Annotated in this window: 20 protein-coding genes and 1 pseudogene; 14 read left to right on the top strand and 7 right to left on the bottom strand. The window is 68.2% G+C overall.

Annotated elements, in window-relative coordinates; translation table 11 throughout:
* Positions 1–3: 3 nt before the first annotated feature.
* Positions 4–2,589 (bottom strand): excinuclease ABC subunit UvrA, encoded by a 2,586-nt coding sequence (locus tag J2T23_RS02150; protein ID WP_370871408.1) that lies wholly within the window; start codon positions 2,587–2,589, stop codon positions 4–6.
* A gap of 152 nt (positions 2,590–2,741) precedes the next feature.
* On the opposite strand from J2T23_RS02150, the gene J2T23_RS02145 reads away from it, so the two are divergent.
* Both J2T23_RS02145 and J2T23_RS02140 read left to right on the top strand, forming a co-directional pair.
* Complete coding sequence (locus J2T23_RS02145; protein ID WP_307356710.1) at positions 2,742–3,566, top strand: DUF1206 domain-containing protein; 825 nt, start codon at positions 2,742–2,744, stop codon at positions 3,564–3,566.
* 191 nt (positions 3,567–3,757) lie between these two features.
* Positions 3,758–4,501 (top strand): SGNH/GDSL hydrolase family protein, encoded by a 744-nt coding sequence (locus J2T23_RS02140; RefSeq protein ID WP_141160554.1) that lies wholly within the window; start codon positions 3,758–3,760, stop codon positions 4,499–4,501.
* Positions 4,502–4,515: 14 nt separating this feature from the next.
* Here J2T23_RS02140 and J2T23_RS02135 read toward each other — a convergent pair whose 3' ends face one another.
* Both J2T23_RS02135 and J2T23_RS02130 read right to left on the bottom strand, forming a co-directional pair.
* Positions 4,516–5,235 (bottom strand): SCO1664 family protein, encoded by a 720-nt coding sequence (locus tag J2T23_RS02135; RefSeq protein ID WP_307356708.1) that lies wholly within the window; start codon positions 5,233–5,235, stop codon positions 4,516–4,518.
* Positions 5,236–5,245: 10 nt separating this feature from the next.
* On the bottom strand, positions 5,246–5,875 hold the full coding sequence (locus J2T23_RS02130) for an MSMEG_4193 family putative phosphomutase (RefSeq protein ID WP_307356706.1): 630 nt from the start codon (positions 5,873–5,875) through the stop codon (positions 5,246–5,248).
* 79 nt (positions 5,876–5,954) lie between these two features.
* Between J2T23_RS02130 and J2T23_RS02125 the strand changes: the two genes are divergently transcribed.
* Both J2T23_RS02125 and J2T23_RS02120 read left to right on the top strand, forming a co-directional pair.
* Complete coding sequence (locus J2T23_RS02125) at positions 5,955–7,343, top strand: sigma 54-interacting transcriptional regulator (protein WP_307356705.1); 1,389 nt, start codon at positions 5,955–5,957, stop codon at positions 7,341–7,343.
* 14 nt (positions 7,344–7,357) lie between these two features.
* Complete coding sequence (locus J2T23_RS02120) at positions 7,358–9,361, top strand: vWA domain-containing protein (RefSeq protein WP_307356703.1); 2,004 nt, start codon at positions 7,358–7,360, stop codon at positions 9,359–9,361.
* On the opposite strand, the pseudogene J2T23_RS02115 reads toward J2T23_RS02120, so the two are convergent.
* Positions 9,334–11,323 (bottom strand): annotated as a pseudogene (locus J2T23_RS02115) (amylo-alpha-1,6-glucosidase). The gene J2T23_RS02120 and the pseudogene J2T23_RS02115 overlap by 28 nt on opposite strands.
* A gap of 154 nt (positions 11,324–11,477) precedes the next feature.
* Between J2T23_RS02115 and J2T23_RS02110 the strand changes: the two are divergent.
* The 7 genes from J2T23_RS02110 (at position 11,478) to hrpB (ending at position 19,362) form a co-directional block, all read left to right on the top strand.
* Positions 11,478–12,113 (top strand): dihydrofolate reductase family protein, encoded by a 636-nt coding sequence (locus tag J2T23_RS02110; protein ID WP_307356701.1) that lies wholly within the window; start codon positions 11,478–11,480, stop codon positions 12,111–12,113.
* Between the two features lie 135 nt (positions 12,114–12,248).
* Positions 12,249–14,084: a GTP cyclohydrolase II RibA gene (gene ribA, locus J2T23_RS02105; RefSeq protein WP_307356699.1), complete on the top strand. Its 1,836-nt coding sequence runs from the start codon at positions 12,249–12,251 to the stop codon at positions 14,082–14,084.
* 60 nt (positions 14,085–14,144) lie between these two features.
* Positions 14,145–15,083: a 5'-3' exonuclease gene (locus J2T23_RS02100; RefSeq protein WP_141181514.1), complete on the top strand. Its 939-nt coding sequence runs from the start codon at positions 14,145–14,147 to the stop codon at positions 15,081–15,083.
* 143 nt (positions 15,084–15,226) lie between these two features.
* Positions 15,227–15,742 (top strand): flavin reductase family protein, encoded by a 516-nt coding sequence (locus tag J2T23_RS02095; RefSeq protein ID WP_307356697.1) that lies wholly within the window; start codon positions 15,227–15,229, stop codon positions 15,740–15,742.
* Between the two features lie 103 nt (positions 15,743–15,845).
* Positions 15,846–16,148: a hypothetical protein gene (locus tag J2T23_RS02090; RefSeq protein ID WP_307356696.1), complete on the top strand. Its 303-nt coding sequence runs from the start codon at positions 15,846–15,848 to the stop codon at positions 16,146–16,148.
* Positions 16,138–16,713 carry a hypothetical protein gene (locus J2T23_RS02085; RefSeq protein ID WP_307356694.1) on the top strand — a complete coding sequence of 192 codons (576 nt, stop codon included), beginning with the start codon at positions 16,138–16,140 and terminating at the stop codon, positions 16,711–16,713. Before J2T23_RS02090 ends, J2T23_RS02085 begins: the two co-directional genes overlap by 11 nt.
* 42 nt (positions 16,714–16,755) lie before the next feature.
* Complete coding sequence (gene hrpB / locus J2T23_RS02080) at positions 16,756–19,362, top strand: ATP-dependent helicase HrpB (RefSeq protein WP_307356692.1); 2,607 nt, start codon at positions 16,756–16,758, stop codon at positions 19,360–19,362.
* 25 nt (positions 19,363–19,387) lie between these two features.
* Here hrpB and J2T23_RS02075 read toward each other — a convergent pair whose 3' ends face one another.
* Positions 19,388–19,612: a hypothetical protein gene (locus tag J2T23_RS02075; RefSeq protein WP_307356690.1), complete on the bottom strand. Its 225-nt coding sequence runs from the start codon at positions 19,610–19,612 to the stop codon at positions 19,388–19,390.
* 159 nt (positions 19,613–19,771) lie between these two features.
* Here J2T23_RS02075 and J2T23_RS02070 point away from each other — a divergent pair, with 159 nt between their 5' ends.
* Positions 19,772–22,681 (top strand): helix-turn-helix transcriptional regulator, encoded by a 2,910-nt coding sequence (locus J2T23_RS02070; RefSeq protein ID WP_307356687.1) that lies wholly within the window; start codon positions 19,772–19,774, stop codon positions 22,679–22,681.
* Here the strand turns inward: J2T23_RS02070 and J2T23_RS02065 are convergent.
* Complete coding sequence (locus J2T23_RS02065) at positions 22,665–23,351, bottom strand: alpha/beta hydrolase family protein (RefSeq protein WP_141160541.1); 687 nt, start codon at positions 23,349–23,351, stop codon at positions 22,665–22,667. The genes J2T23_RS02070 and J2T23_RS02065 overlap by 17 nt on opposite strands.
* A 68-nt stretch (positions 23,352–23,419) precedes the next feature.
* Here J2T23_RS02065 and ligD point away from each other — a divergent pair, with 68 nt between their 5' ends.
* The gene (ligD, locus tag J2T23_RS02060; RefSeq protein ID WP_307356685.1) at positions 23,420–24,457 is read left to right on the top strand and encodes a non-homologous end-joining DNA ligase; all 1,038 of its coding nucleotides are present in this window, start codon (positions 23,420–23,422) and stop codon (positions 24,455–24,457) included.
* A 123-nt stretch (positions 24,458–24,580) separates the two neighbouring features.
* On the opposite strand, the gene J2T23_RS02055 is transcribed toward ligD, so the two are convergent.
* Positions 24,581–25,201, bottom strand: a complete 621-nt coding sequence (locus J2T23_RS02055) for an L-threonylcarbamoyladenylate synthase (protein ID WP_141160539.1) — start codon at positions 25,199–25,201, stop codon at positions 24,581–24,583.
* 155 nt (positions 25,202–25,356) lie between these two features.
* On the opposite strand from J2T23_RS02055, the gene J2T23_RS02050 reads away from it, so the two are divergent.
* The gene (locus tag J2T23_RS02050; protein WP_141181522.1) at positions 25,357–25,788 is read left to right on the top strand and encodes a VOC family protein; all 432 of its coding nucleotides are present in this window, start codon (positions 25,357–25,359) and stop codon (positions 25,786–25,788) included.
* The last annotated feature ends 58 nt before the right edge of the window (positions 25,789–25,846 follow it).

The raw sequence follows: 25,846 nt of genomic DNA, 5'->3' as shown, positions 1-25,846 counted from the left end.
GGCTTAGTGGTCCGTGCCGGGGGAAGCCGCCCGGAGCGCTGCCGCGAGGTAGGGGGCAGTGCGGCTGCTGCGGGAACGCGCGACGGCGGCCGGGCCGCCGGCGGCGACGATCCTGCCGCCGGCGTCGCCACCGGCGGGCCCCAGGTCCATCACCCAGTCTGCGGCCGCCACCACATCCATGGCGTGTTCCACGACGATCACCGTGTTCCCGGCGTCCACCAGGCGGTTCAACTGTGCCATGAGGAGCTGGACGTCGGCCGGGTGCAGGCCGGTGGTGGGCTCATCCAGGAGGTACAGGGTGTGCCCCCGGCGTGCCCGCTGCAGTTCCGTAGCCAACTTGATCCGCTGGGCCTCCCCGCCGGAAAGTTCGGTGGCAGGCTGGCCAAGACGAAGGTAGCCCAGGCCCACCTCCTGGAGCGTCTTGAGGGACCGGGCGGCCGAGGGCACGCCGGCGAGGAAACCAGAGGCAGCGTTGACCGTCATGCCCAGCACTTCGGCGATGTTCCTGCCCTGGTAGGTGACCGCCAGGGTTTCCGGGTTGTACCGCGTTCCGTCGCATTCCGGACACGGACCGTAGCTGCCGGGAAGGAACAGGAGCTCCACGGCCACGAAACCTTCGCCCTGGCACGTCTCGCACCTGCCCCCTGCCACGTTGAAGGAAAAGCGGCCGGCCCCGAATCCCCGGCTCCGGGCAGCCCCGGTGGCGGCGAATTCCTTGCGGACCGCATCGAACAGGCCCGTGTAGGTTGCCAGATTGGAGCGCGGGGTCCGGCCGATCGGCCTCTGGTCCACTTTCACCAGGCGGTCGATCAGCTCCAGGCCGGACACGTACCCAACGGTCCCGGTTCCGCCCTGTTCCCCCGCGTCCTCGTCCGGCTCCTCGTCTGGTGTTCCGGTCCCGGCCTGCAGCACGGCGCCGGCGACATCGGCCAGGACCCGGCTGACCAGGGTGGACTTTCCGGAACCGGAGACCCCGGTGACCGCTGTCAGGACGCCAAGCGGAAAAGCCGCGTCCAGGTTCCGCAGGTTGTGCCGGTTGACGTCCCGCAGTTCCAGCCACCCGGCCGCTTCGCGCCGGGCACCTTGCCGGGCGCCGCCGTCGTCCGCTCCCTCCTGTGGGGCGCCTGGGAACAGGAACGGCCGTGTCACGGACTCCGGCACCTCATCGAGGCCCTGCACGGGGCCGCTGTAGAGCACTTTTCCGCCGTCTTCGCCCGCCCGCGGCCCCACGTCCACCAGCCAGTCCGCCCGGCGGACCATGTCCATGTTGTGTTCCACCACGAAGACGGAATTTCCTGACGACTTGAGCTGGTCCAGGACGGCCAGGAGGGGTTCGGCGTCGGCGGGGTGCAGGCCCGCCGACGGTTCATCCAGCACGTAGATGACGCCGAACAGCCCCGAACGGAGCTGGGTGGCGATCCGCAGCCGCTGCATTTCCCCGGGCGAAAGCGTTGGCGTGGCCCGTCCCAGCGCAAGGTACCCCAGGCCCAGTTCCAGCAGCACGGTAATGCGCTGGAGCAGGTCGCGGGTGATGGCCACGGCCACTTCGTTGGACTCCGATGACTGCTTGCGGGATGCTGTCGCTGCCGCGGCCAGTGTGGTGGTGGGGCGGATGATCGCGGCGAGTTCGGTCATGGGTACCGCGTTCGGCGCGGCGATGGTGTGGCCGGCAAAGGTCACCGCGAGGGCTTCGGGCCTGAGCCCGGTTCCGCCGCACCGCGGGCACGGCCCGGTCTCCATGAAGCGCAGGACCTTTTCCCGCATGGCGGGGCTCTTGGAATCGAGCAATGTGTGCATGACGTAGCTTTTGGCACTCCAGAACCTGCCCTTGTAGGGCTTGGCCACGCGGTCCCGCTGGGGTGTCACCTCCACCACTGGCTGCTCTTCGGTGAACAGGATCCAGTCCCGCTGTTTCCTGGGCAACCGCCGCCACGGGACGTCCACGTCGTAGCCCAGGTGGGTCAGGATGTCGCGTAGGTTCTTGCCCTGCCAGGCACCGGGCCACGCGGCGATTGCCCCCTCACGGATGCTCAGCGAGGGGTCCGGGACCAGGGACGCCTCCGTCACGGTGTGCGCCGTGCCCAGCCCGTGGCATTCCGGGCAGGCGCCGGCAGCGGTGTTGGGGGAGAAAGCGTCCGAATCGAGGGGCGCCGCGCCCTCCGGGTAGCTGCCGGCGCGGGAAAACAGCATCCGGAGCGAATTGGACAAGGTGGTGACCGTTCCCACGGTGGAGCGGGACGTTGCGGTTCCGCGGCGCTGCTGGAGGGCGACGGCGGGCGGCAGCCCGGTGATGAGGTCCACCTTGGGATTGTGGCCCTGCTGGATAAGCCGGCGGGCATAGGGCGCCACGGATTCGAAGAACCGGCGCTGCGCCTCCGCGTAGATGGTGCCGAATGCCAAGGACGACTTGCCGGAACCGGAGACGCCGGTGAACGCCACGATCGCGTCCCGCGGCACATCCACGCTGATGTTCCGCAGGTTGTTTTCTCGGGCACCGCGCACGCGGACGAATCCGTCTTCGGCGTGGGCCGCCGCGGGAGCGGAGGTGTTCAGCGCGGTCAATGTCCCGGTGTTCTGTTTGGCATGCACCGCTTCGACTCTAGTAGGCGTCCGTGCGTGGCCTGAACTTTCCGGGATCTGTCGGGACGGCGCAGACGGATTTACACTGAAGCATTCCGCGGCGCAGGCGGGGGAAGCGGACCGAAAACACAAGATCAACTACATAGGTGGAAGGGCCGGCCATGGGCAACGCGTCGCAGGGAGCTAACAGGGCAGTATCCGAGGCCGCGTCCGCGAGCCGCAGCCCGGCAGTGCGGATCCTGGCACGCGCCGGATTCGTTTTCATCGGCCTGGTGCACATCCTGATCGGGGCCATCGCGTTGCAGCTGACCCGGGGCCAGGGGGGAGAAGCCGACCAGTCCGGGGCGATCGGTGCCCTGGCTTCCAAGCCCGGCGGCGGCATCCTGCTGTGGGCCGGTGCTGTTGCGTGTGCCGCGCTGGCCCTGTGGATGGTCAGCGAGGCAGTTTTCGGGGCACGCACGGAGACCGACTCCAAAACGAAGCTGAAGAACGCAGCCAGCGCAGCGGGGAAGGCAGTGGTCTTCGGTTTCCTTGCCTTCACCTTTGCCGTCTTCACCTCCGGCGGCAGCAAGAACTCCAGCCAGTCCGCCAGTGATTTCACCGCAAAGCTGATGGGAGCGCCGGCCGGGGTGGTTGTCCTGGTGATGGTCGGCCTGGCGATCATTGGCGCCGGCGTCTTTTACGCGTTCCGGGGTGTCACCCGGAAATTCATGGAGGACCTGCAGGACCCGGGAAACGCTCGCACGGCCGTGGAGTGGATCGGCACGATCGGCTACGCAGCCAAGGGCGTGGTGCTCGCCGTCGTCGGAGTCCTGATCATTGTGGCCGCCGCAACCGCTGATCCCTCCAAATCCTCAGGCCTCGACGGGGGGCTGAAGACACTCGGTTCGCAGCCGTACGGCGTGTTCCTCCTTGCTGCCATCGCCGCAGGGCTTATCTGCTACGGCGTGTACTCCATGGCGCGTGCACGCTATGGAAAGTTCTAGGGTCCCGGAGCCCGGCCAGGGGTACCTAATGCCCTAAACGTTCCTGTGGAGTCGCTGTGCATCCTGTTGATCCGGTCACCTTTGGCCCTAAAGTAATCCCACAATTGCCTACGATGGGACACGGACAACAAGACGAACCGCTGCCGGGCACCTGCCCGGCCACCCGGTAAATCCAGGCAGGAGGAGGCGCCATGCAGGACAGCATGCTGCTGCACGGGCACCCCGCCCGGCTGTTGACGGCCGGGGTGGCCGCCATCCTCCTGGCCGTGACGTCGGGAAGCGCCGCCCAGACCCGGCCGACAGCCACCGCTTCACCCCTGGTCCGCGTTGTGGTGGTGGGGGACTCGCTGAGCACCGGCCATGGGACGTCCCCGCAGGAGGCGTGGCCGGCGCTGATGCGGACGGACCCTGGCGTGGCAGGGCTGGAAGTAGTCAACGCGGCCGAGGACGGCAGCGGCTACGTCAGCCTGGGCGACTACAACGGAACTTTCGGGACCCAGGTTGACGACTTCGTCACCCCGGACACCGGAATCGTGGTCTTCTTCGGTTCGGAGAACGACCTTGGCTATGCCTCCTCGGAGGTCGGCGACGCTGCGCTGGCGGCGATGGACAGGGCCGAGGCCCTTGCCCCGGAGGCGAGGATCATCGTGGTGGGGCCGCCGTCGTATACGTCGAATCCCGACCCCGGACTGGTGGATATCAGCGACCAGCTCAGGACCGCCACTGCGAGGGCCGGCGCAGAATTCGTCGACCCAATCTCGGAAGGCTGGATCAGCGACGACTTTGACGACCTGATCGGCCCCGACGGCGACCACCCGACCGTCCTGGGCCAGCATTACCTGCTGGAGCATATCGGGGCGTACCTTGAGCAGGCTGCGCCGGCGGCCCAGGCCGCGCTGGAAGGCCGCCAGGACCTGCACAAGCCGGCTGCCTAGGATCCCGCGGGAGCTTAGACCAGCGGCCAGGGGTAGCGCATCCCCGTGTGGTCAACCGGAAGCACCATGTCCCGCAACAGGTGCTGCACCCTTCGCTGAAGGGCAGCCACTTCGGCAGGGTGGAGCAGCCCGGCCACCTCGGCCGGAACAGCGCCGGCCAGTGGACGGATGTCCTCCAGCAGGTGGTCCGGAATGGGGTCGCCGGCGAAGTCCCAGATTACGGTGCGCAGCTTGAAGGCGGCGGAGAAGCACAGGCCGTGGTCGATGCCCCAGATCCGCCCGTCGGTTCCGCGCAGCACATGACCGCTTTTCCGGTCCGTATTGTTCGCCACGTAATCGAACAAGGCCATCCGGGCCAGGTCGTCGTGGGTCTCCGGGGCGTCGGCATACAGGGTGAAATAGTGTTCCTGGTGGTCCCCTTCGATGAACCACTGGAGCGACCCCACCCCAAGCGGGGCGTCCGTGCGCACCACCGTAGGGGGCACCATGCCCCAGCCCAACGCTTCGCTCAGCTGGAACGCTGCGCACTCGCGGCGGTACAGGCCGGCGTCGAAATCCACCAGGGGCCGTTCTCCCGCCTCCGGCTTGTAGACGGCCCACGCCGAATCACCCTCGCAGGAAACCTCCGCGAGGAACGTGGCATTGCTTCCGCTCATGATGCGGCCCAGCAGCTCCACGCGGCCGTCGGTGAGGAGGGTCAGCTCCCGCGCGGACACCGCATGCCCCATACGCATCCCGGCCTGGTCACGGCGACCTCAGACCGCTGAGGGGTTCCGACGTCGAATTCACCGTGAGCACGGCCGGTGCCTGCCCGTCAGTGTAGGAGATCACAGAGACCGACGCCGGGCTGATCATGATCCGTTGGAAGAGGTCCAGGTGCGTGCCCAGCGCGTGGGCCACGGCCGCCTTGATGGGGTCGGCATGGGAGAAACAAACCACGACGCCACCGCGGTGGGCGGCCCGAAGATCGTCCAGCGTCGCAACCATCCGGGCCTGCATCCCGGAGAAGCCTTCCCCGTTGGGAAACCGGAACGCGGACGGGTTGTGCTGGACGGTCTGCCACTCCGGCAGCGCAGCCAGTCCGGCGAGGGCCGCGCCGGTCCAGTCACCGAAATCGCATTCAAGGAGCCCGGCTTCTTCCGTGACCGGCCGTCCGGTGCGCGCGGCTGTGGGCGCCGCAGTTTCCCGTGCCCGTTCCAGGGGCGACGAGTAGACCGCCTCCACTGGCAGGCCGGCGAGCCGGCCGGCAGCGGCGTCAGCCTGCGCCCGGCCGCGTTCGGAAAGATGCAGGCCGGGGGCCCGGCCCGGCAGGACGGTGCCGGTGGTGGGCGTCTCGCCGTGGCGGACCAAAAGAATCAGTGTGCTTTCTGTCACGGCTCAAGCCTAAGGCCAGCCGCACAGGAATCTGGCGGAATCCCTCGATAAGCCGCGGGGCGGGGCTTACCGTAGAGGGGTGACTGATCGCCCCGAAATTTACACCGTTGGTGAACTGCGTGCGGCCGGGTATGTCCTGAAGGACCTGAGGCATGAAATCCGGGACAACCTCCTCGCCGCCCTGGCTGCGGGGCGTGACCCGTGGCCCGGCCTGTACGGCTTCGGCCGGACAGTGGTTCCGCAGCTGGAGCGGGCACTGCTCGCCGGCCACGACGTCGTCCTCCTGGGGGAGCGCGGGCAGGGAAAGACCCGCATCCTCCGCACCTTGGCGGGGCTGCTGGACGAGTGGTCGCCGGTCATCGAGGATTCAGAGCTGAACGAGCACCCCTTTGAACCCATCACCGAACAGTCACGCGCCCGGGCGCTGACCGAGGGGGACCGGCTGCGGGTGGCGTGGCGGCACCGTTCAGAGCGTTACGTGGAGAAGCTCGCAACACCGGATACGTCGGTGGCTGACCTCATTGGCGACGTGGACCCGATGAGGGTGGCTGAGGGCCGCCGCCTGGGGGATCCCGAAACCATCCATTACGGGCTGATCCCACGCTCCAACCGCGGCATAATTGCCATCAACGAGCTCCCCGACCTCGCTGAACGCATCCAGGTGGCCATGCTGAACGTCATGGAGGAACGCGATATCCAGATCCGCGGCTACGTCCTGCGGCTTCCGCTGGACGTGCTGGTGGTGGCCTCTGCCAACCCGGAGGATTACACCAACCGTGGCCGGATCATCACGCCGCTGAAGGACCGCTTCGGTGCGGAAATCCGCACCCACTACCCGATTGAGCTGGAAGACGAAGTAGCGGTCATCCGGCAGGAAGGGCGGCTGGTGGCCGACGTCCCGCCGTTCATCCTTGAAATCCTGGCCCGCTACACCCGGGCGCTGCGGCAGTCCCCTGCCATCAACCAGGCCTCCGGCGTGTCGGCACGGTTCGCCATTGCCGGGGCAGAGACGGTGGCGGCAGCGGCCCTGCGCCGGGCCAGCCTGCGGGGCGAGGACCAGGCAGTAGCCCGGATCATCGACCTTGAGCCCGCCGTGGAGGTGCTGACGGGCAAAATCGAGTTCGAATCCGGCGAGGAAGGACGGGAGGAGGGGATCATGGACCACCTCCTCCGGACCGCCACCGCTGAAGCTGTCCGGGCCCACTTCCAGGGCCTGGACATGGGCCCGCTCGTGGCGGCCCTGGATGGGCACCGCACCGTCACCACCGGCGAACAGGTCACGGCACGGGAGTTCCTGGGCAACCTCCCGTCGCTGAACGGATCCGGCCTGTATGACGAAATTGGGCGCCGCCTGGGTGCGGCCAACGACGGACAGCGGGCCGCCGCCGTCGAACTGGCCCTTGAAGGGCTGTACCTCGGCCGGCGGATCTCCAAGGAGTCCGACGACGAGGAAACCATCTACGGCTAGGCACAGGAGGCACCATGGCCATCCACAGGAGGTCCGCCAGGTACGGCCGGTATGCCGGCGGTCCGGATCCGCTGGCCCCGCCCGTCGACCTGGCTGAGGCCCTGGACGCCGTCGCCGAAGACGTCATGGCAGGGTACTCGCCGCGGCACGCCCTGCAGGAGTTCCTGCGGCGCGGCGGACGCGACCGGGACGGCCTGGACGACCTTGCCCGGCGGGTGCAGCAGCGGCGGCGCGAGCTGCTGGGGCGCCACCGGCTGGACGGCACCCTGGACGAGGTGAAGAAACTCCTGGACACGGCCGTGCTGGAGGAACGCAAGCAGCTGGCGCGGGACGCCATGATGGACGACACGGACCGCGCCTTCCGCGAGATGCAGCTGGAGAACCTGCCGTCCTCCACGGCGGCGGCTGTCAATGACTTGGCATCCTACGACTGGCAGTCGAGCACAGCCAGGGAAGCTTACGACCGGATCAAGGACCTGCTGGGCCGCGAAATCCTGGACCAACGCTTCGCCGGCATGAAGCAAGCGCTGGAGAGCGCCACCGATGATGACCGGGCGGCCGTGAATGACATGCTCCGGGACCTCAACGAACTGCTGGCAAAACACCGTCGCGGGGAAGATACTCAGGCCGACTTCCAGGAGTTCATGGCCAAACACGGCCAGTTCTTTCCTGAGGACCCGCAGTCCGTGGAGGAACTGGTGGACGCCCTGGCCCAGCGCGCAGCCGCGGCCCAGCGCCTCCTGCAGTCCATGTCCCCGGAACAGCGCGATGAGTTGATGCGGCTGTCCGCCCAGGCCTTTGGGTCGCCCGGGCTGATGGCCCAGCTCAGCGAACTCGATGCCAGCCTCCAGGCCCTGCGTCCGGGGGAGGACTGGTCGGGATCGGAACGGTTCGAAGGGCAGGAGGGCCTGGGACTGGGCGACGGCACCGGTGTGCTGCAGGACATCGCCGAACTCGACGAACTGTCGGAGCAGCTGTCCCAGTCGTACAACGGTTCCACGCTCGATGACCTGGACCTCGACGCCCTGGCCCGGCAGCTGGGCGAGAACGCCGCGGTGAGCGCCCGTACCCTGGCGGAGATCGAACGGGCAATGCAGGAGGGCGGCTACCTTCGCCGTGGCGCCGACGGTGACCTCAGGCTGTCGCCACAAGCCATGCGGCGGTTGGGGAAGTCGCTGCTGCGCGACGCCGCCAAGCAACTCTCCGGCAGGCAGGGAAGCCGTGACACCAGGATGGCAGGTGCCGCCGGAGAACAGACAGGATCCAGCCGGCAGTGGGAGTTCGGGGACGCCGAACCGTGGGACGTCACCCGCACCATGACCAACGCCATCCGGCGCACCATGGCCGACGGCGGGGACCCGGCCCGTGGCCTGCGCCTCGCGGTGGGCGATATCGAAGTCTCGGAGACGGAGGCCAGGACCCAGGCCGCGGTTGCCCTGCTGGTGGACGTCTCCTTCTCCATGGCTGCAGAAGGGCGGTGGGTTCCCATGAAGCGGACCGCGCTAGCACTGCATCACCTGGTCTCCACCCGCTTCCGCGGTGACCGCCTCGAACTCATCACTTTCGGCCGCTACGCCCAGTCCATGGACATCGGGGAACTCACGGCCCTGCCGGCCTTCCGCGAACAGGGAACCAACCTGCACCACGGCCTGCTCCTCGCCGGACGTTTTTTCCGCCGTCACCCATCCATGCAGCCGGTCCTGCTGATCGTCACGGACGGCGAGCCAACGGCGCACCTCCTGCCGGACGGGGACTCCTGGTTCAACTGGCCTCCGGACGCAGAGACCATCCGCGCGACGGTTGCCGAGCTGGACCGCCTTGGCCGCGCCGGCGTCCAGGCCACCTTCTTCCGCCTGGGAAGCGACCCCGGCCTGGAGCGGTTTATCCAGCGGATGGCCCGGCGCGTGGAGGGCCGTGTTGTCGCCCCGGAGGTGGGCGACCTTGGTGCGGCGGTGGTGGGGGAGTACCTGCGCGCCCACGTCCGCAGCTTCTATGGCGACGCCGGATGGGAGCTTTGATTTCTCCCATCGAGCCCGGCCTGCGAGATGAGTTCGGTCAGCCAGGGACGGTGTTCGCGGTGGAACGTCAGGCCCGCGGGCAAGCCCTGCACCGCGGCTTCGCTGCCAGTGATGTCGATAGTGATGCGGCCGCCGGCCAGGGGTGCGTTGGTGATGTGCAGGTTCCCGTAGGACTGGGGCAGGGCCGGATCCATCCAGAAACCGCCTCGGGAGACGTGGGCGTCATACCGCATCAGGCAGGTAATCAGCATGATCGGCGTGGTGGCCGCCCAGGCCTGCGGGGAGCATGCCGTGGGGTAGGGCACCGGCTGGGCAACCTGCTCCCGGCTGAAGCCGCAGAACAGCTCCGGAAGCCGGCCGCCGGAAAAGTCAGCGGCTTCAAGCAGTGCGGTGGCGATGCGCTGGGCCTCATCGACGAATCCGTGCCGCATGAGTCCCGCCGCGATGATGGCGTTGTCGTGCGGCCATACGGAACCGTTGTGGTAGCTGGCCGGGTTGTAGGCGCCCATATTGGAGGCAAGGGTCCGGACACCCCAGCCGCTGAACATTTCCGGAGACATCAGCCGTTCAGCCACAAGCGGCACCTTGTCGTCGTCAACGATGCCACGCCACAGGCACTGCCCCATATTTGATGCGCAGGCATCAACCGGCCGTTTGCTTCCGTCCAGGGCAACTGCAAAGTAGCCGCGGTCCGGCAGCCAGAATTCCTCGTTGAACCGTTCCTTCAACCCTGCCGCCTCGGCGGTGAGCCGGGCTGCCAGGGGTGCATCCCCGGCATCAAATGCCATCCATGCCCGGGACAGGAGCGCTGAGTAGACGAGCGCCTGCACCTCGCACAGCGCGATGGGCGGTTCGGCGATGGTTCCGTCCGCAAAATTGATCCCGTCCCAGGAGTCCTTCCATCCCTGGTTGATGAGGGGCTGGTCGTTGAGGCGCTGGTACTCAACGAACCCATCGCCGTCTTTGTCGCCGTAGTTCCTGACCCAGTCCAGGGCGCGGTCGGCGTTGGGAAGGAGAGCGGCAATGGTGTCCTTGCCGGTCCGCCAGCGTCTGCAGGGTGCCCAAGGCCAGGGACGGGTCCACGGGAAGGGCCATTTCCGAAGCCCACAGCGAGTCACGACCGAATAGGGTCATGAACCAGGGGGCGCCGGCTGCCACCACGATCCGTTCCGGATGCTCGGGGTCTTCGATCCGGAGAGCGCCGAGATCGTCATAACTGCGCCGCAGCGTCCGTTCAATGGAACAGTTCGTCATCTGCAGTCTGGGGATTTTGGCAACCCATTCCTGGTGCCGCCGGTCACTCGGGGAGAGCCCGTGCCCGGCCGGGCGCCAAACGTTGTCCTGTCCTGCGGGTGCCACGCTCAGCCTCGTGGACCACTGGCCGTAGCCGGGAATCACGGCATGGTATGCCAACGCGCCGGCGGAGGCGACGGCGCCACGGCCCCTGACCAGGACGGCCTTCCGCAGGTCCTGCCAGGCCGCACTGATGATCAGCGAATCGCCGTCGGCTCCGCGGGTGACGTCCCAGCGCCGCTGGACCCTTGCTTCCTTCACCTCGAACAGGTCGGCAAAGTCCGAATCGACGCCGACGGAAACGTTGCAGGCGACGGGAAGGCCCGAGTAGTTGCGGATGGTGATTTCCTCGACCACTCCGGCTGCCACTTCACGCAGGCGCTCCACGATCAAAGGGCTGTCCGCGTACCCGTCGGCCCGGGGAACGCGGCCGATGAACAGTGCCCGGTAGGGTTCCTTCGTTTCCGCCGTCAGTGGTTCGAGCGGCGAGCCGTTCACCGTCATACTCCATCCGGACAGGATGCGGGTGTCCTCATGGAATACGCCGTGGGGCAGGTCCGGGTGGATGTCCCCGTTGGCGGCGGAGATGCAAAAACATGAGCCTTCCACCAAGGTGACGGTTCCCGCGCCCACCGGCCCCGCCGCTGTGTCTGAATTCCACCCGGCCATGTCCGCTCCTTTGACGGCTGCGATGCCTCCGGCGGGATAGACGCTACGCCTGTGGAAGGGCTGATGAAAGGGGAGGCGGCACCCTTGTACGTCCCGTCCGGTCGGGCATAACATGGCCGGCACATCGACGCCGATCAGTCCTGAGGAGGCAGCCATGGGCGCCGCACCAGCTGAAATGTCACCAGCGACACTGATGGTGGACCTGATCATCTCCCTGGACGGGTATGCCTCCGCCGAGGGGTGGCCCGGGTGGTGGGGACTGGAAGGGCCGGAATACCTGGCGTGGCTCGGCCAGGAGTCGGCAAAGGAGTACACCTTCCTCCTGGGGGCGAACACTTACCGGCTGATGTACGGAATGTCTGCGCAGGCCGCGGCAGACCGGTCCGGTTTCTCCGAGGAGGAGGGCGCCAGTCTCACCGGGCTGTCCGCCGTGCCGAAATTCGTTTTCTCCTCCTCGTTGCACGCGCCGCTGGACTGGCCGAACTCGACCTTGGTCACCGGGGACGCGGTTGAGGCGGTCCGCGAACTGAAGCGCACGCAAAGAGGGCCGCTGAGTACCCTGGGAAGCATCAGCCTGGCCCGGTCGTTGCTGGCGGCCGGTCTCGTGGACAGGTTCCGGCTGGTGATCTTCCCTGTGATCACCGGGGCCACCGGCCGGGAGCGGATCTACAATGGCTACCCTGATGTCCGGCTGGAGATGGTGCAGAGCAGGACGTTCGACGGCAGGCTCCAGCTTCTCGAGTACGTACCCACGGTGCTCACCGGGCCGCCGGGCACCCGGAAACAGTGATGCGCAGAAAATACTTGAAGGTTGAAGTAAATTGGGCTACCTTTAAGTTCAAGTTTCAAGTATCCACTGCCCGCGATCCCGGAGGCTCTTTTGACCGTCGCCACCCATGCAGCCCCGCCCCGGGGTTCCCTCCCTTTGGCTACAGTCCGCACCAGCGTCACCGTGCCGCTGCGATTTCCTGACGGCTATGGCACGACGGCGGAGGTCCTTACCTTTCATGGCCTGGCGGACGGCAGGGAACACCTGCTGCTCGCCCTTGGACCCTGGGAACAGTCGCTGCTGGGACAGGGCTCCGGGGCCGGGGGCGCCGGCAGCGGGGCCCCGCTGGTCCGGCTGCACAGCGAGTGCATGACGGGTGACGTCTTCGGCAGCGAACGTTGCGACTGCGGACCACAGCTCCGGGAAGCCGTCGAAAGCATTGCCGCCACCGGGGGTTTCCTTCTCTACCTCCGGCAGGAAGGCAGGGGGATCGGCCTGTATTCCAAACTTGACGCCTATGCGCTGCAGGACCGGGGCCTTGATACCTATGACGCGAACCTCGCCCTGGGGCATGGTGAGGACGAACGCGATTACACGGCGGCAGCCCAGATGCTCAACACCCTTGGCGCCACCACGGTTCGGCTGCTCAGCAACAACCCGGACAAGGCCAACCAGTTGGTTGCACTGGGAATTAGTATCCAGCAGCAGGTTCCCACCGGCGTCCACCTTTCGGAGGCCAACTCCCGCTACCTTGCCGCCAAGCGCGACCGCACCGGCCATACGCTGGAACTTGGCCGCGCCGCCGTCGACCATTCCGTGCACCCCGCTGCCGGGACCGTGGCGGGCCTGCCGGACATGCCGGCCCGGGTCGCTGCGCTGGTTCCGGGGCTGCGCGCCAGGGCGGAAGAGGCCGAGAGGCTACGCCGGTTGCCGGAGTTGACGGTACAGGAGCTGCAGGAGGCCGGCGTCTTCCGCATCCTGGCGCCCGCCGCTGTGGGCGGGTATGGGCTGGGTGCGCGCACCTATGCTGAAGTTGTCCGGGTCCTTGCCAGGGGATGCGCCTCCACCGCCTGGACTGCCGGCCACCTTGCCGAACACGCCTGGATGCTGGCCCGTTGGCCCCGCGCGGTGCAGGAGGAGGTCTTTGCGGGCGGCCAGGTACCCCTTGCCGCCGCGACGAGCGCCCCCGTGGGAATGGCGCGGAAGGTACCGGGCGGCTACGCCATTTCGGGCCACTGGAGTTTCGCTTCGGGTGTGATGCACTCGCGGTGGGCCCTGCTGGCCGTGCAGCTCAACGGTGCGCGGCTGCAGGCGCTGGTTCCTGTAGCCGACCTTGAACTGCTCGACGCCTGGCACACCGACGGGCTGCGGGGAACCGGCAGCAATGACCTCCATGCCGACGGACTCTTTGTTCCGGACCATCGCGTGGTGGAATGGGCACTGCTCAGCAGCCCGGAGAACCCCGGCAGCCTGATCCACCAGGACGCGCTCATCCACGCACCCATGGCCATGCTCCTGAATCTCGTGGCGCCCGCCGCGGCCCTGGGATCCGCCGAGTACGCCATGGAACTTTTCCGGGAGCAGCTCCTGGTGCCAAGGCAAAAGAACGGCATCGAAACGCGGCAGGCGGATTCAACCCTCGCCCAGGCGCGCTCCGCCCGGGCGGCCGGGGCCTTGGCTGCGGCACAACTGCAGTGGCAGGCGGCCCTGTCCGTACTGCCCCCGGAGGGGCAGGCTGCTCCCGCATTGGCTGAGGATCAGCACGCCTCGTTCCGGCTCTCCCTCGCCCTCAGCGCCGAGGCCTCGCAGGAGGCGGTCCGGCTGGCGGTGGGCGGCTCAGGCGGCAGCGTGCACCGGCTCACACACCCGCTCCAGCGCATCCAGCGGGACATCGGCGTGCTCCTGAACCACCCAACCCTGGGCATCGACGCCATCCTGGAGCAGTCGGGACGGGGCCTGCTGGGGCTGGGATTCAGCACGCAGTCCTTCTAGGCGCCACGGCCGGAGTCACGGCTCCTGCGCAGCGGACCAATTCCGTGTGAGGATCGAGGTATGCCCCAGCGCCTCATGCTGCTCGACACTGCCTCCCTGTACTTCCGCGCCTTCTACGGGCTGCCGGACACCATCCGCCGCCCTGACGGGACGCCGGTCAATGCGGTCCGCGGGTTGCTGGACATGATCGCCCGCCTCAGCACGGACTACCAGGCCTCCCACCTTGTGGCCTGTTGGGATGACGACTGGCGGCCGCAATGGCGGGTGGACCTGGTCCCCACCTACAAGGCGCACCGGGTGGCCCGGGCCGTACCCGGCGGCACGGACGTCGAAGTGGTGCCTGAGGGCCTGGAAGCGCAGCTGCCCATGATCCGCCGGGCGCTGGAGCTGGCGGGCATCGCCATTGTGGGCGCGGCCGGGCACGAGGCCGACGACGTCGTGGGCACCTACGCCAGCCACGCCAGCCTGCCGGTGGACGTGGTCACGGGAGACCGTGACCTCTTCCAGGTGTGCGACGACGCCCGCGGGGTGCGGGTGATATACACCGCCCGCGGCATGAAGAACCTCGAGGTCATCGTGGAAGAGACCATAGTGGCCAAGTACAAAGTCCTTCCGCAGCAGTACGCGGACTATGCCACGCTGCGCGGCGATGCCTCCGACGGCTTGCCCGGCGTGGCCGGGATCGGTGAGAAGACGGCCGCGTCGCTGCTGCTCAAGTACGGCACCCTGGAACGGCTGCTGGAGGCGGCGGAAGCGGACGACGGCGGGGTGTCCGGTCCCGTCCGGGCCAAGCTTTCCGCCGCCGCGGCGTACCTCCAAGCAGCCCCCGCCGTCGTCCGCCTGGTGCGGGACCTCAAGCTGCCCACCCTTGAACAGGCAGGCGCGCTGCTGCAGCCGGTGACCGGCGGCCGGCGCTCCGAACTCGAGCAACTGGCCATCGACTGGAATCTGGGCGGCTCGGTCCGCCGGCTCCTCGCCGCGCTGGACCAGCGGGCGTAGCCCGTGCCCGGCGGGATGCCGATGACTCCGGATGTCCGGGCGTGACCTTTCGTTGCGGTCCGGGTCGGCGTGTTTCGGAAGGCTTTGGTGGCCCGGTTTGGTGATGGTTTGGTGGGGTAACGATCCAGACGAGAGGGCCCTCCATGACAGTCACATCAGATCTTGCTCCCCGCCGGCTTCGGGATATTTTCGGAACATTCGCCAGCGGCCTGACCGTAGTCACCGGTTCCACCCCTGACGGGCCGGCAGGCTTCACCTGCCAGTCCTTTGCGGCATTGTCGCTGGACCCTCCGCTCGTAACGTTCAGCCCATCCCGCACGTCAACCACCTGGCCCGTGCTGCGGAAGGCCGGTTCATTCACCATCAACATCCTCCCCGCGGAACACCGGCACCTCGCCGGACAGTTCGCCCGCTCCGGGGCGGACAAATTTGCCGGCGTGGAACACTCATCCTCTCCGCTGGGCAATCCGGTGCTGGACAATGCGCTCGCCTGGATCGACTGCGACCTGCACGCAGAGTATGACGGCGGCGACCACACCATCGTGGTGGCTGCCGTGCGGCACCTCCATGCCCGCCAGGACGCCGAACCATTGCTCTTTTTCAGGGGCGCCTATGCAGGTCTTGAGCCGTTGGGCCACCTGCTCGAAGCCGCCCGCTGACGCGGGTTCCGCAAACGGCACCCTTGCGCCGCGCCCACGTGGTAGTAAGCTTACTGAGCAATACTAGTAAGCTTGCTGATTAAAGTGGATGGGAGCAGGAGCCATGGGCGCAATTTTCGGTACGGCCCTGTCACTGATGCTGACCGTGGGCGGGGCGGCAGTGGCCGCACTGGACGGCCCGGGCGCGGCCCGGCACTACCTCGCCGGCCACGTTCTGCTCGGAGTAGGAATTGGACTGATGATCGCCACCGCCATGCGGACGGCCGCCCGTTTCCTCATGGCACGGCCCACCCCGACGGCACGCGGAACCATGGTGCCGGTGCCGTCCGTTGACGCGGCCCCGGTCACAGTCCTGCCCGTCCGGTCCGGACCTGCCGTCCCACTCCGGGGCAGGCATGCCGCCTGAACTGAAGCCGGCGGGGCCCTCGGTGGCCGCAGGGTCCACTCCCGCACCCCGCCGCCGGGTCCGCGCCCTGCTGGTTCTCTGCGGCGCCGTGGTCGCGTGCGCCCTCGTCGCAGGAGCGGCAGGAGCCCAGCCGGGCGGTACGGACGGCAATGTCCTGCGCGGTTTCCAGATCCGTGTGCTGAGCATCAGCCAGGCGGCGTCGGAAAACAGGATGGACGGCGCACTCGCCGCCCTGCAGGCGCTCGAGAAGGATCTCGGTGAAGCCGCCTCCGCAGGCAGGATTTCGGCCACCCGCTACCGCGGCATCGAGGATGCCCTCTCTGCTGTGCGGGCAGATATCGCCACGCAGGTTGCAGCAGCATCCGCGTCCGCACCCGCCGTGGAGCAGGACACCCCCGTGGCGCCGGCGCTGGCTGACACCTCCCAGGAAGGGCCCGCCGCCGCGGAACCGGTAGTTCCGGCGGCTGCACCCGCACCCGCCGCCGCCAAGGACGCGCCCGGTTCAAAGCGATCGGACACCGCCAAGGAAGCCAGCGGCAAGGCCAAGGGCCAGGGCAAACCCTGACCCGGTCGGAGAATTCGGCCCAGGCCAAGGAAGAATGGACGGATGATTCCTCCTGACGGCAGCCCTGCCGCCGGCACCTTCAATCTTTCTGCCATCAGTGCCGGGCTCGCGTTCGAAGCCTCCCTGCCGGCACTCCAGCAGGCCGTGGCCAGGGGCGCCGTTGTTGTCCAGGCGCCCCCGGGGACAGGCAAGACCACGCTCGTCCCGCCGCTGCTCGCAAATCTGCATGCCGGTGACGGCCGCGTCATCGTCACGCAGCCCCGGCGTGTCGCTGCCCGGTCCGCCGCCCGCCGCCTCGCCGCCCTCGACGGAACAGGCTTGGGCGGCCGCGTTGGTTACACGGTCCGCGGGGAACGCCAGGCCGGCCCCGGCACCCTGGTTGAATTCGTCACCCCGGGCATCCTGCTCCGCCGCCTGCTGGCGGACCCTGGCCTTGACGGGACGGCCGCCGTCGTCCTGGACGAAGTGCACGAACGCGGCCTTGAAACTGACCTGCTGGCCGGCATGCTGGCGGAGGTCCGTGCGCTCCGCGGCGACCTCACGCTGGTGGCCATGTCCGCAACGCTGGATGCAACCCGGTTCGCAGCGCTGCTCCGCGATCCCGACGACGGGTCCCCGGCCCCCGTCGTCGGCTGCCCGGCGGTAAATTATCCGCTGGAAGTCCAGTGGCTCCCGGCTCCTGCCGCGCGGCTGGACGCAAGGGGAGTGACGCCCGCCTTCCTTGACCATGTTGCCGTGGCTGCCGCGGACGCCCACGTCCGTGCCCTGGGAAGAGACAGCGCCGTGGATGCGCTTGTGTTCCTGCCGGGCGCCCGGGAGGTCTCCCGGGTTGCGGCGTCCCTCCGCGGCCTGCTGGGCAGTGCCGTGGATGTGCTGGAACTGCACGGCCAGGTGGCAGCGGCGGAGCAGGACCGGGCCGTCGCGGGCCGGCGCCCCGGCGACGCCCCGCGGATCATCGTCTCCACCGATCTTGCCGAATCATCCTTGACGGTGCCCGGCGTCCGGCTGGTGGTGGACTCCGGGCTGGCCCGGGAACCGCGGCGGGACTCAGGCCGCGGCATGAGCGGGCTGGTGACGATTTCGTGTTCCCGGGCGTCCGCGGACCAAAGGGCCGGCCGGGCCGCCCGCCAGGGCCCGGGCCTGGTGGTCCGCTGCTACTCGCAGCAGGCCTATGGGGCAGCCCCCGCCCACGTCACGCCGGAAATCAACGTGGCGGACCTGGCCGGCGCTGCCCTCACCCTGGCATGCTGGGGTGCGCCCGGCGGAAAGGGCCTTGAGCTGCCGGACGCACCGCCCCGCGGGTCCATGGACGACGCCGTCGAGGTACTCAGGGAGCTCGGTGCGGTGACCAGGGAAGGGCAGGTGACGGCCGCTGGCCGCGCCTTGGCCGCCATCCCTGCCGATCCCCGGCTGGCCCGGGCATTGCTCGACGGCGGAACCTCCACCGGACGCCCGCTGGCCGCCGAGGTGGTGGCCGCGCTCACCGGGGACCACCGCGCTCCGGGCGGAGACCTGCCCCGGCTGCTTGCCCAGCTCCGCGCGGACAAGGGCCCCGCAGGGCGGCGCTGGGCGGAGGAATCCAGCCGGCTTGCTGCCGTGGCGCGGCGGCAGGGAGCGGGGGCCTCGACCATTTCGGCCACCACCAGCGGCCCTGAAGCTGTGGGCGCTGTCGTTGCCCTTGCCTTCCCCGACCGCGTGGCCCGCCGCGTGGTCGGCAGTGCGGACGCGGGGCAATACCTGCTGACCTCCGGTACCCGGGCCGGCCTGCCCGCAGGCAGCACACTGTCAGACCACGAATGGCTCGCAGTGGCTGAAGTGGCGAGGGCTTCGGGCCGGGATGCTGCGGGCACGGGCGCTGTGATCCGTGCTGCCGCACCCGTGACGGCCGCCACGGCCGCCGAGGCGGCCTCGCACCTGCTCGCCGACACCGTGGACGCCGTGTTCGTGGGGGGCCGGCTGAGCGCGCGCAGGACCAGGCGGCTGGGCTCCATCATCCTGTCGACAGCACCGGCACGCCCCACCGCCGCACAGGGAAGGATGGCCGTGGCGGCCGCGCTCCAGTCCGAGGGGTTGGCGGCGCTGAGCTGGTCGGCGGCGGCGACCTCCTTGCGGCGCAGGCTTGCCTTCCTGCACAGGGAGGCGGGAGAGCCCTGGCCGGACGTGTCGGACCCGGCCCTGCTGGACAGGCTGGACGAATGGCTTGGCCCGGAGCTTGAGGAGCTTGCAGCCGGGAAACCGGTGGGCTCAATCGACCTGGCCAACCCCTTGGGCCGCCTCATGCCGTGGCCGGAAGCCGCCAGGCTGGATGTGCTCGCGCCCGAAATCCTTGAGGTCCCCAGCGGCTCCCGGATCCGGATCGAGTACCCGGAACCGGGCGACGCCGGCGCCGCCCCTGTCGTTGCGGTGAAGCTCCAGGAGTGCTTCGGGCTGGCCGAGTCCCCGCGGCTGGTGGACGGCCGTGTCCCGGTCCTGTTCCACCTGCTGTCACCGGCCCGCCGGCCCCTCGCCGTAACGGCTGACCTGACCTCGTTCTGGGCCGGTCCCTACGGCCAGGTGCGTGGGGAAATGCGGGGCCGTTACCCCAAGCACCCGTGGCCCGAAGACCCGTGGTCGGCGCCCGCCACCGCGCGCACCAAACACCGCAAATAGCCGTGCTGTGGCGCCTGCCGCCGCGCTACGGCTGCTCGGGGATCCAGGACGGTGCCTCAACACCGGCGCCGCTCAGGTTGTCGCAGCGCACCAGTTGTGATCCGATCCGCTCCAGCGGGCACGGCACAAAGCTCGGCCCCGTGGCCCCGTCCGGGAATCCGAACGCTGGCCCGGCAGTGGCCAGCGCGGCCACGAAGAGTAGGGCGGCAACGCCCTTTGTGCGTCGCGGTGAACGGAGTATGGCAGTCATGATCCGGCCTCCTTGGCTCATTGTTGGACTGACACCCACACTCTCCGCTGTCCTCCTTCCCCCCACATCCGGTATGCACCCTCAGAAGGGGGATCCCTACTCCTCATCTTTGTGGCAGGCCACCCCTGTACTGCCGGCCGACTGTGGTGGGACGCTGTGATGGTGGCCGGCAAGAACACTGGTGGCCCCTCCCTGGTGGGGCGCGACCTGGAGCTTGCGGCGCTCACCGACATGATGGACGCCGTTCGGAGTGGCACCGCGCAGACCGCGGTTGTTTCCGGGGATGCCGGCGTCGGCAAGACGGCGCTGGTCCAGGCTGCGTGCGCTGCCGCGGGGCCCGGCGACGTAATCCTTCGCGGTGCCGCCCTGCCCTTGGGCGATGTGACCGTTCCCTACCTTGGCCTGCGGTCAGCCTTGCGTTCCGCCCCGTCCTATACGCCCGCCGTTCCGTTATCCGCGGCAATGGACGGCGGGTACGCCGGGAACGTGCCCCTGCTGGTGGACGACTGGCTGACCTCGGCCAGCGCCACTACTCCGGTCTTCCTGGTCATCGACGACCTGCATTGGGTGGACCAGGACACACTGGACGTCCTCATGTACCTGGCGGGCGGCCCGTCCGAGCGGCGCCTGGGAATCATCTGCACCCTGCGGGCGGGCGAACTCGGCGAAAGCCACCCCCTGCAGACGTGGCTGGCGGACGTCCGGCGGCTGTCACAGGTCCGAATGCTGGATCTCGGCCCGCTGGACAGGCCGGCGACGGAGTCCCAGATAGCAGGCATCCTGGGGGCACCGCCGCCGCAGTCCCTTGTGACGGACGTGTTTGGCCGGACCGCCGGCAATCCCTACTTCACGGCCCTGCTGGTGGGCGGCCTTCCGGCCGGTGCGGCCGAACTTCCCCAGGGGCTCCACGGCGACCTCAGGCAGGCGGTGCTTCGGTCCTGGCGTGGCTTGCCGCAGGGTGCCCGTAACCTGACCCGCCTTCTGGCGGTGGCCGGCCGGGCAGTGACGGAGCACGAATTGGCTGCCGTGGCAACGTGCGATAAGTTGCAGGACAGCACCCGGGTGCCGCTGTTTCTGCAGGCAGCATCCGCCCGCGGCATCCTCGATCTGGGCCCGAACGGCACCTACTGGTTCCACCACCCCTTGATTGCCGAGGTGCTGGAGCTGGATGTGTCCGCGGACGAACGGAAGATCCGGCACGCCGCGTTCGCCTCTATGTATGAGTTGCAGGCAAGCACGGATCCGGACCCCCAACTTCCGGCCGTCATCGCGGACCACTACTATTTCGCCGGGAACAGCCCCGCCGCCTATCGATGGGCCCTGGCAGCCGGCGATCCGCTGACCGCTTCGGGTTCCGCAGCCGAGAGGCTCCGCATGCTCCAGCGGGCGGCGTCGCTTCACCATCAGGTGTCCGGGGAAGAAAGGGCGCAGCGGGAGCTATGGGACCGGATCCGGGCGACTGCCCAGACAACGGGGGCTTTTGCAGCTGAACTTGAGGCAGTGGATGCACTGCTGGCAGGGATGGACCTGTCGGCGGAACCCCTGGCCGCTGCGGAGCTGCTGATCCGCCGCACCCACCTGCGATATTCCACGGGGCAGGAGTTCTATGCCATGGACGGTGTCACCGAAGCGGTGAGGCTGTCCGGGGCTGCGCCGGAAAGCTGGCAACATGCCTTCGCGCTGGCAGAGTTTTCCTATGCATGCCAATGGAACGGCCTTCCGGGAGGGCCGGCGGCAGCGGCCAGTTCCCTGGAATCGGCGCGGCGGGCCGGGCACCCCCGGGCATTGTCCTACGCGCTCACCGCATCCGCCATGGTGGCCGTCCGCGCCGATCTGCCGGACAGGGCGGCCCAGCTTGCCCGCCACGGCGCCGCGGAAGCGCTCAAGGCGCACGATTTCTGGGGTTACGTTCACGCCATCAGCTGGCTGGGGAATGCCCAGGAGGCCTGGACCAGCGCCCTCTACGCGGACCTCATGCACGCGGGCAGGCTGGAGCTGGCTGCCTGCGGCGGCCCGCACACGTATGTGGCCAAGCTCGCGGCGGACGAAGCCGCCAGCCACCTGGTGGTGGGAAACTGGCGGGCGACCCAGGAGGCGTTGAGGATCGCAATAAGCCTCGATCCCGGCCCTATGGGAGACGTCAGCGGGCGGCTCACGGCAGCCCGGCTTGCCCTCCTGCAGGGCCGGGGCGCCGAGGCCGCAGCCCACCTGGCGAGGGCGGAGGAAATCAATACGGACAGCGGCGCATTCGTGAACCTAAGCTTCGCCGCCGTCCGGGCGCAGGTGGAATCCGCCGTCGGGCATTTCCGGATGTCCTACGAATCCGCGCTGGCGGGTGCCATGCGGCCCGGCCCACCACCGACCATGTGCGAATGGCTGCTCCCGCTGGCCGCCCGTGCCTTGGCCGACCTGGCCCAACAGGCCAGGGACACCGGCTTCCCGCCGGACGGATTCGTTGCCGAGGCCCGACAGCTGAAGGAGCGGTTTCCTTCCGGGCTTTTCGAATCCGGTTCCCATACCGACCTGTACCGGCGCCAGACCACGGCCTTTTCGCTGTTGTATGAGGCCGAACTGGGCAGGGTCCGGGGGATACCTGGGATTGGTGGGTCCTGGGTCCTTGCAGCCGATGCCTTCAACGCCGGAAACCTGCCCTGGGAGGAAGCCTACTGCTGCAGGCGGGCCGCCGAAGCGATGCTGCTCCAGGGCCAGTCGGGGCGGCACCGGGCCCCAGCGCTCCTGCGGCGCGGCCTGGCATTGGCCCGTGAACTCCGGTCCGCTCCCGAACAGGAAGCCCTGGAGCGGCTCGCAGTACACGCCCACATCGCCGCTGACCCCCTGCCGGCCGTTGGCGTTAAGCGGGCACACCTGCCCGGACTCACTCCGCGGGAACAGGTCATCCTCGAATTCGTGGTTGCCGGCAAGACATACAGCGAAATCGCGAGCGCCCTGGTCATCAGCGAAAAGACCGTCAGCTCGCACATCTCCAACATGCTGAGGAAGACCGGCGCAGGCAACCGCGTGGACCTGGCCAGGCTGGCAGGACTGGACGCGGTCACTCCAGGGAACTGATGAATCCAGCCACCGGCACGGCCAGTGACGCTCCGACTTCGCCTGCCGGCCGTTTGTGACCAGCAACCGCAAACGAGTGGTCCCCGCCCTCGACCCACTGCAGGACGGCGTTGCGTCCGATGCGGGAGACGACATCCTCGAGGATGTGCGGCGTGGCAAACGTGTCCCGGGTTCCCTGCAGGAACAGCATCGGAGTGGCCAACCCATACAAGTGTTCGTCACGCAGCTTGTCCGGTTTGCCGGGCGGATGGAGTGGATATCCCAGATAGACCAGGCCAGCCGCCGGCATTCCCGCCGCGACGGCCATTGACGCCATCCGGCCGCCGAATGACTTGCCGCAGGCCACCAAAGGGCCGGTGTCGCCGCGCAAGGCAGCCTGATTCGCCGCGGCATCCATCACAGCCCGCCAGGTGGCGATGGCCACCGGAGGCCGGTCCGGGAACTTGCGGCCCGCTTCCCGGTACGGAAAGTTGAACCGGAGCGTGGCGAGGCCCAGGACGTTGAGCGCAGCGGTGAAACCGAGAAGAAACGGGTGCTCCATACCGGCGCCGGCACCATGAGCCACCACGACGGTGGGTGCGTGGGGTGAAGGTTTGCCGGGACGGCCGTAGGCGGCCGACACTGTGGCATCGCCCACGGGAATGGTCAGCTGCTGATCGGTTGCGGGCATGGGACCATCATGCCGGACCAGCGGGACAAATGGTCCAGCGTCCGCGCGGCGGGGTGTACGTTGTCCCCATGGCGAGCGAACAAACCACCATCACCGTCCCGGGTCCCAACGGCGGGCGCGAGATGCGCATCTCCAGCCCCAACCGGGTCCTCTGGCCCGACCTGGGCCTGACCAAGCTCGACCTCGCACGGTACATCTGCGACGTCGGGGAGGCGTTCATCGCCGCCAACGGGGACCGCCCCGTGTCACTCCAGCGCTACTCGGACAACATCGAGGGCGAGATGTTCTTCTCCAAGAACCCCCCGAGGGGAACGCCGGGCTTCATCCGGTCCGTGAAGGTGGTGTACCCCAGTGCCCGGTCCCATCCCCAGCTGGTCCTCGACGAGCCGGCGGCCGCCGTCTGGGCCGTGCAAATGAACACCGTGGTCTTCCACCCCTGGCCGTCCCGCGCCGGGAACACCGACAATCCGGACCAGTTGCGCATCGATCTTGACCCACAGCCCGGAACCGACTTTGGCGACGCCGTGCCGGCCGCCCTGGTGCTCAAGGACGTCCTGTCGGAGGCAAGGCTGGAATCGTTCATCAAGACCTCCGGAAACCGGGGACTGCATGTCTACGCGCCAATCGAACCCGTGCACGAATTCCTGGACGTCCGGCACGCAGTCATCGCCGCCGCCCGGGAGGTCGAACGGCGCATGCCGGACAAGGTAACCACGGCGTGGTGGAAGGAGGAACGCGGTCAACGGGTCTTCCTGGACTTCAACCAGGCCAACCGGGACCGCACCATCGCCGGCGCCTATAGCCCGCGGGCCCTTCCGCACGCCCCGGTATCCTGCCCCATCACCTGGGATGAACTCGAAACCGTTGATCCCAAGGACTTCACTGTCCTCACCGTCCCGGACAGGTTGAAAACCGTTGGTGACCCCTGGTCCCGGTTTGGCGGGAACCCCGGCTCCATCGGCACGCTGCTCGACTGGTGGGACCGCGACACCAAAGCGGGCCTGGGCGAGATGCCGTTTCCGCCGGACTATCCCAAGATGCCCGGCGAACCGCCCCGGGTGCAGCCGAGCCGCGCGAAAAAGCAGCCTGACGCCAACAACGACTGACCCGCGCCCTCCAAAACGGGGCACTTTGGCACGGACACGCCGGGCGCCGTCGGAAATTACGACGGCGGCCCCGCCAAAGTGCCCCGGGAGCGCAGGTGCGGCCCGGGATTATCAGAGGCAGGTTTATTCGAAGCGGGAGGGGTCGCCCATGCCACGGCGGACAACCTCGGCCACACCGCTGGAGAAGTCGACCACCGTGGTGGGCTCGGCGCCGCAGTCCCCGGCATCAATCACGGCATCGACCTGGTGGTCAAGGCGCTCCTTGATCTCCCAGCCCACCGTCAGCGGCTCCTCCTCGTCCGGCAGCAGCAGCGTGCTGGAGAGCAGCGGCTCACCCAGTTCGGCCAGCAGCGCCTGGACCACGCGGTTGTCAGGGATGCGCACGCCCACGGTCTTCTTCTTGGGGTGCAGCAGCCGCTTGGGAACCTCCTTGGTGGCGGGCAGGATGAAGGTGTAGCTTCCGGGTGTCACCGCCTTGATGCTGCGGAAGACGTCGTTGCCGATGTTCACGAACTGGCCCAACTGCGCGAAATCCCGGCAGACCAGCGTGAAGTGGTGCTTGTCGTCCAGGTGCCGGATGCTCCTGATCCGGTCCAGGGCTTCCCGGTTTCCCATCTGCGCACCCAAGGCGTAGCAGGAGTCCGTGGGGTAGGCGATCAGGCCGCCGTCGCGGATGATCTTCACCGCCTGGGCAATGGCGCGGGGCTGCGGGTCGTGGGGATGAACATCGAAAAATCTGGCCATGCCCCGAGCCTACGTTCCCCGGGCCCCCACCGCACCATGCAGCAGGCCGGACAGGGGACCGTTCCCCCTACCGGTCCTCACCCGGATCGGGCAGGATGTTGTCTGCCCCGGGTTTCGGGCCCAGCAACTTCCGGCACTGTGAAGGAGATCCCAACATGCCCACGATCCTCAATCCCTACCTGAGCTTCCGCGATAATGCACGCGATGCCATGAACTTCTACCAATCCGTGTTTGGCGGCGAACTGACGCTAAGCACTTTCGGCGACTTCCAAGCCAGCGAGGATCCAGCGGAAGCGGAGAAGATCATGCACGGCATGTTGACCACCACCCAGGGCTTGGTGCTCATGGGCGCTGACACCCCGAACAGCATGGAGTACCACGCAGGATCTGCCATTTCGGTATCCCTGAGCGGCGACAACGAGGCGGAACTTCGCGGCTACTATGAAAAGCTCAGCGGCGACGGGGGAGCGGTGACAGTCCCCATGGAGAAGGCGCCGTGGGGTGACGTCTTTGGCATGTGCACGGACCGGTTCGGCGTCTCATGGCTGGTGAACGTCAACTCGGGGCAGGCAACCGCGGCGCCGTGACCACCCGGCGGTAGCGGCTGGAGGGGTGCCGGGCCGGTTGCCCGCGGATCTTACCGGT

This window comes from Pseudarthrobacter niigatensis (assembly GCF_030812615.1).
GTDB classification, from domain to species: domain Bacteria; phylum Actinomycetota; class Actinomycetes; order Actinomycetales; family Micrococcaceae; genus Arthrobacter; species Arthrobacter niigatensis.
Note: the sequence above shows the minus strand (reverse complement) of the source record. Positions and strands in the feature narration are given on the sequence as shown.

Coding starts and splice junctions, on each gene's coding strand:
- hrpB (WP_307356692.1), top strand. CDS start 16,756: ATGATTCCTCCTGACGGCAGCCCTGCCGCCGGCACCTTCAATCTTTCT.
- J2T23_RS02145 (WP_307356710.1), top strand. CDS start 2,742: ATGGGCAACGCGTCGCAGGGAGCTAACAGGGCAGTATCCGAGGCCGCG.
- J2T23_RS02090 (WP_307356696.1), top strand. CDS start 15,846: ATGGGCGCAATTTTCGGTACGGCCCTGTCACTGATGCTGACCGTGGGC.
- J2T23_RS02095 (WP_307356697.1), top strand. CDS start 15,227: ATGACAGTCACATCAGATCTTGCTCCCCGCCGGCTTCGGGATATTTTC.
- J2T23_RS02110 (WP_307356701.1), top strand. CDS start 11,478: ATGGGCGCCGCACCAGCTGAAATGTCACCAGCGACACTGATGGTGGAC.
- J2T23_RS02055 (WP_141160539.1), bottom strand. CDS start 25,201: ATGGCCAGATTTTTCGATGTTCATCCCCACGACCCGCAGCCCCGCGCC.
- J2T23_RS02100 (WP_141181514.1), top strand. CDS start 14,145: ATGCCCCAGCGCCTCATGCTGCTCGACACTGCCTCCCTGTACTTCCGC.
- J2T23_RS02050 (WP_141181522.1), top strand. CDS start 25,357: ATGCCCACGATCCTCAATCCCTACCTGAGCTTCCGCGATAATGCACGC.
- J2T23_RS02120 (WP_307356703.1), top strand. CDS start 7,358: ATGGCCATCCACAGGAGGTCCGCCAGGTACGGCCGGTATGCCGGCGGT.
- J2T23_RS02135 (WP_307356708.1), bottom strand. CDS start 5,235: ATGCGTATGGGGCATGCGGTGTCCGCGCGGGAGCTGACCCTCCTCACC.
- J2T23_RS02085 (WP_307356694.1), top strand. CDS start 16,138: ATGCCGCCTGAACTGAAGCCGGCGGGGCCCTCGGTGGCCGCAGGGTCC.
- ligD (WP_307356685.1), top strand. CDS start 23,420: ATGGCGAGCGAACAAACCACCATCACCGTCCCGGGTCCCAACGGCGGG.
- J2T23_RS02065 (WP_141160541.1), bottom strand. CDS start 23,351: ATGCCCGCAACCGATCAGCAGCTGACCATTCCCGTGGGCGATGCCACA.
- J2T23_RS02070 (WP_307356687.1), top strand. CDS start 19,772: ATGGTGGCCGGCAAGAACACTGGTGGCCCCTCCCTGGTGGGGCGCGAC.
- J2T23_RS02075 (WP_307356690.1), bottom strand. CDS start 19,612: ATGACTGCCATACTCCGTTCACCGCGACGCACAAAGGGCGTTGCCGCC.
- J2T23_RS02140 (WP_141160554.1), top strand. CDS start 3,758: ATGCAGGACAGCATGCTGCTGCACGGGCACCCCGCCCGGCTGTTGACG.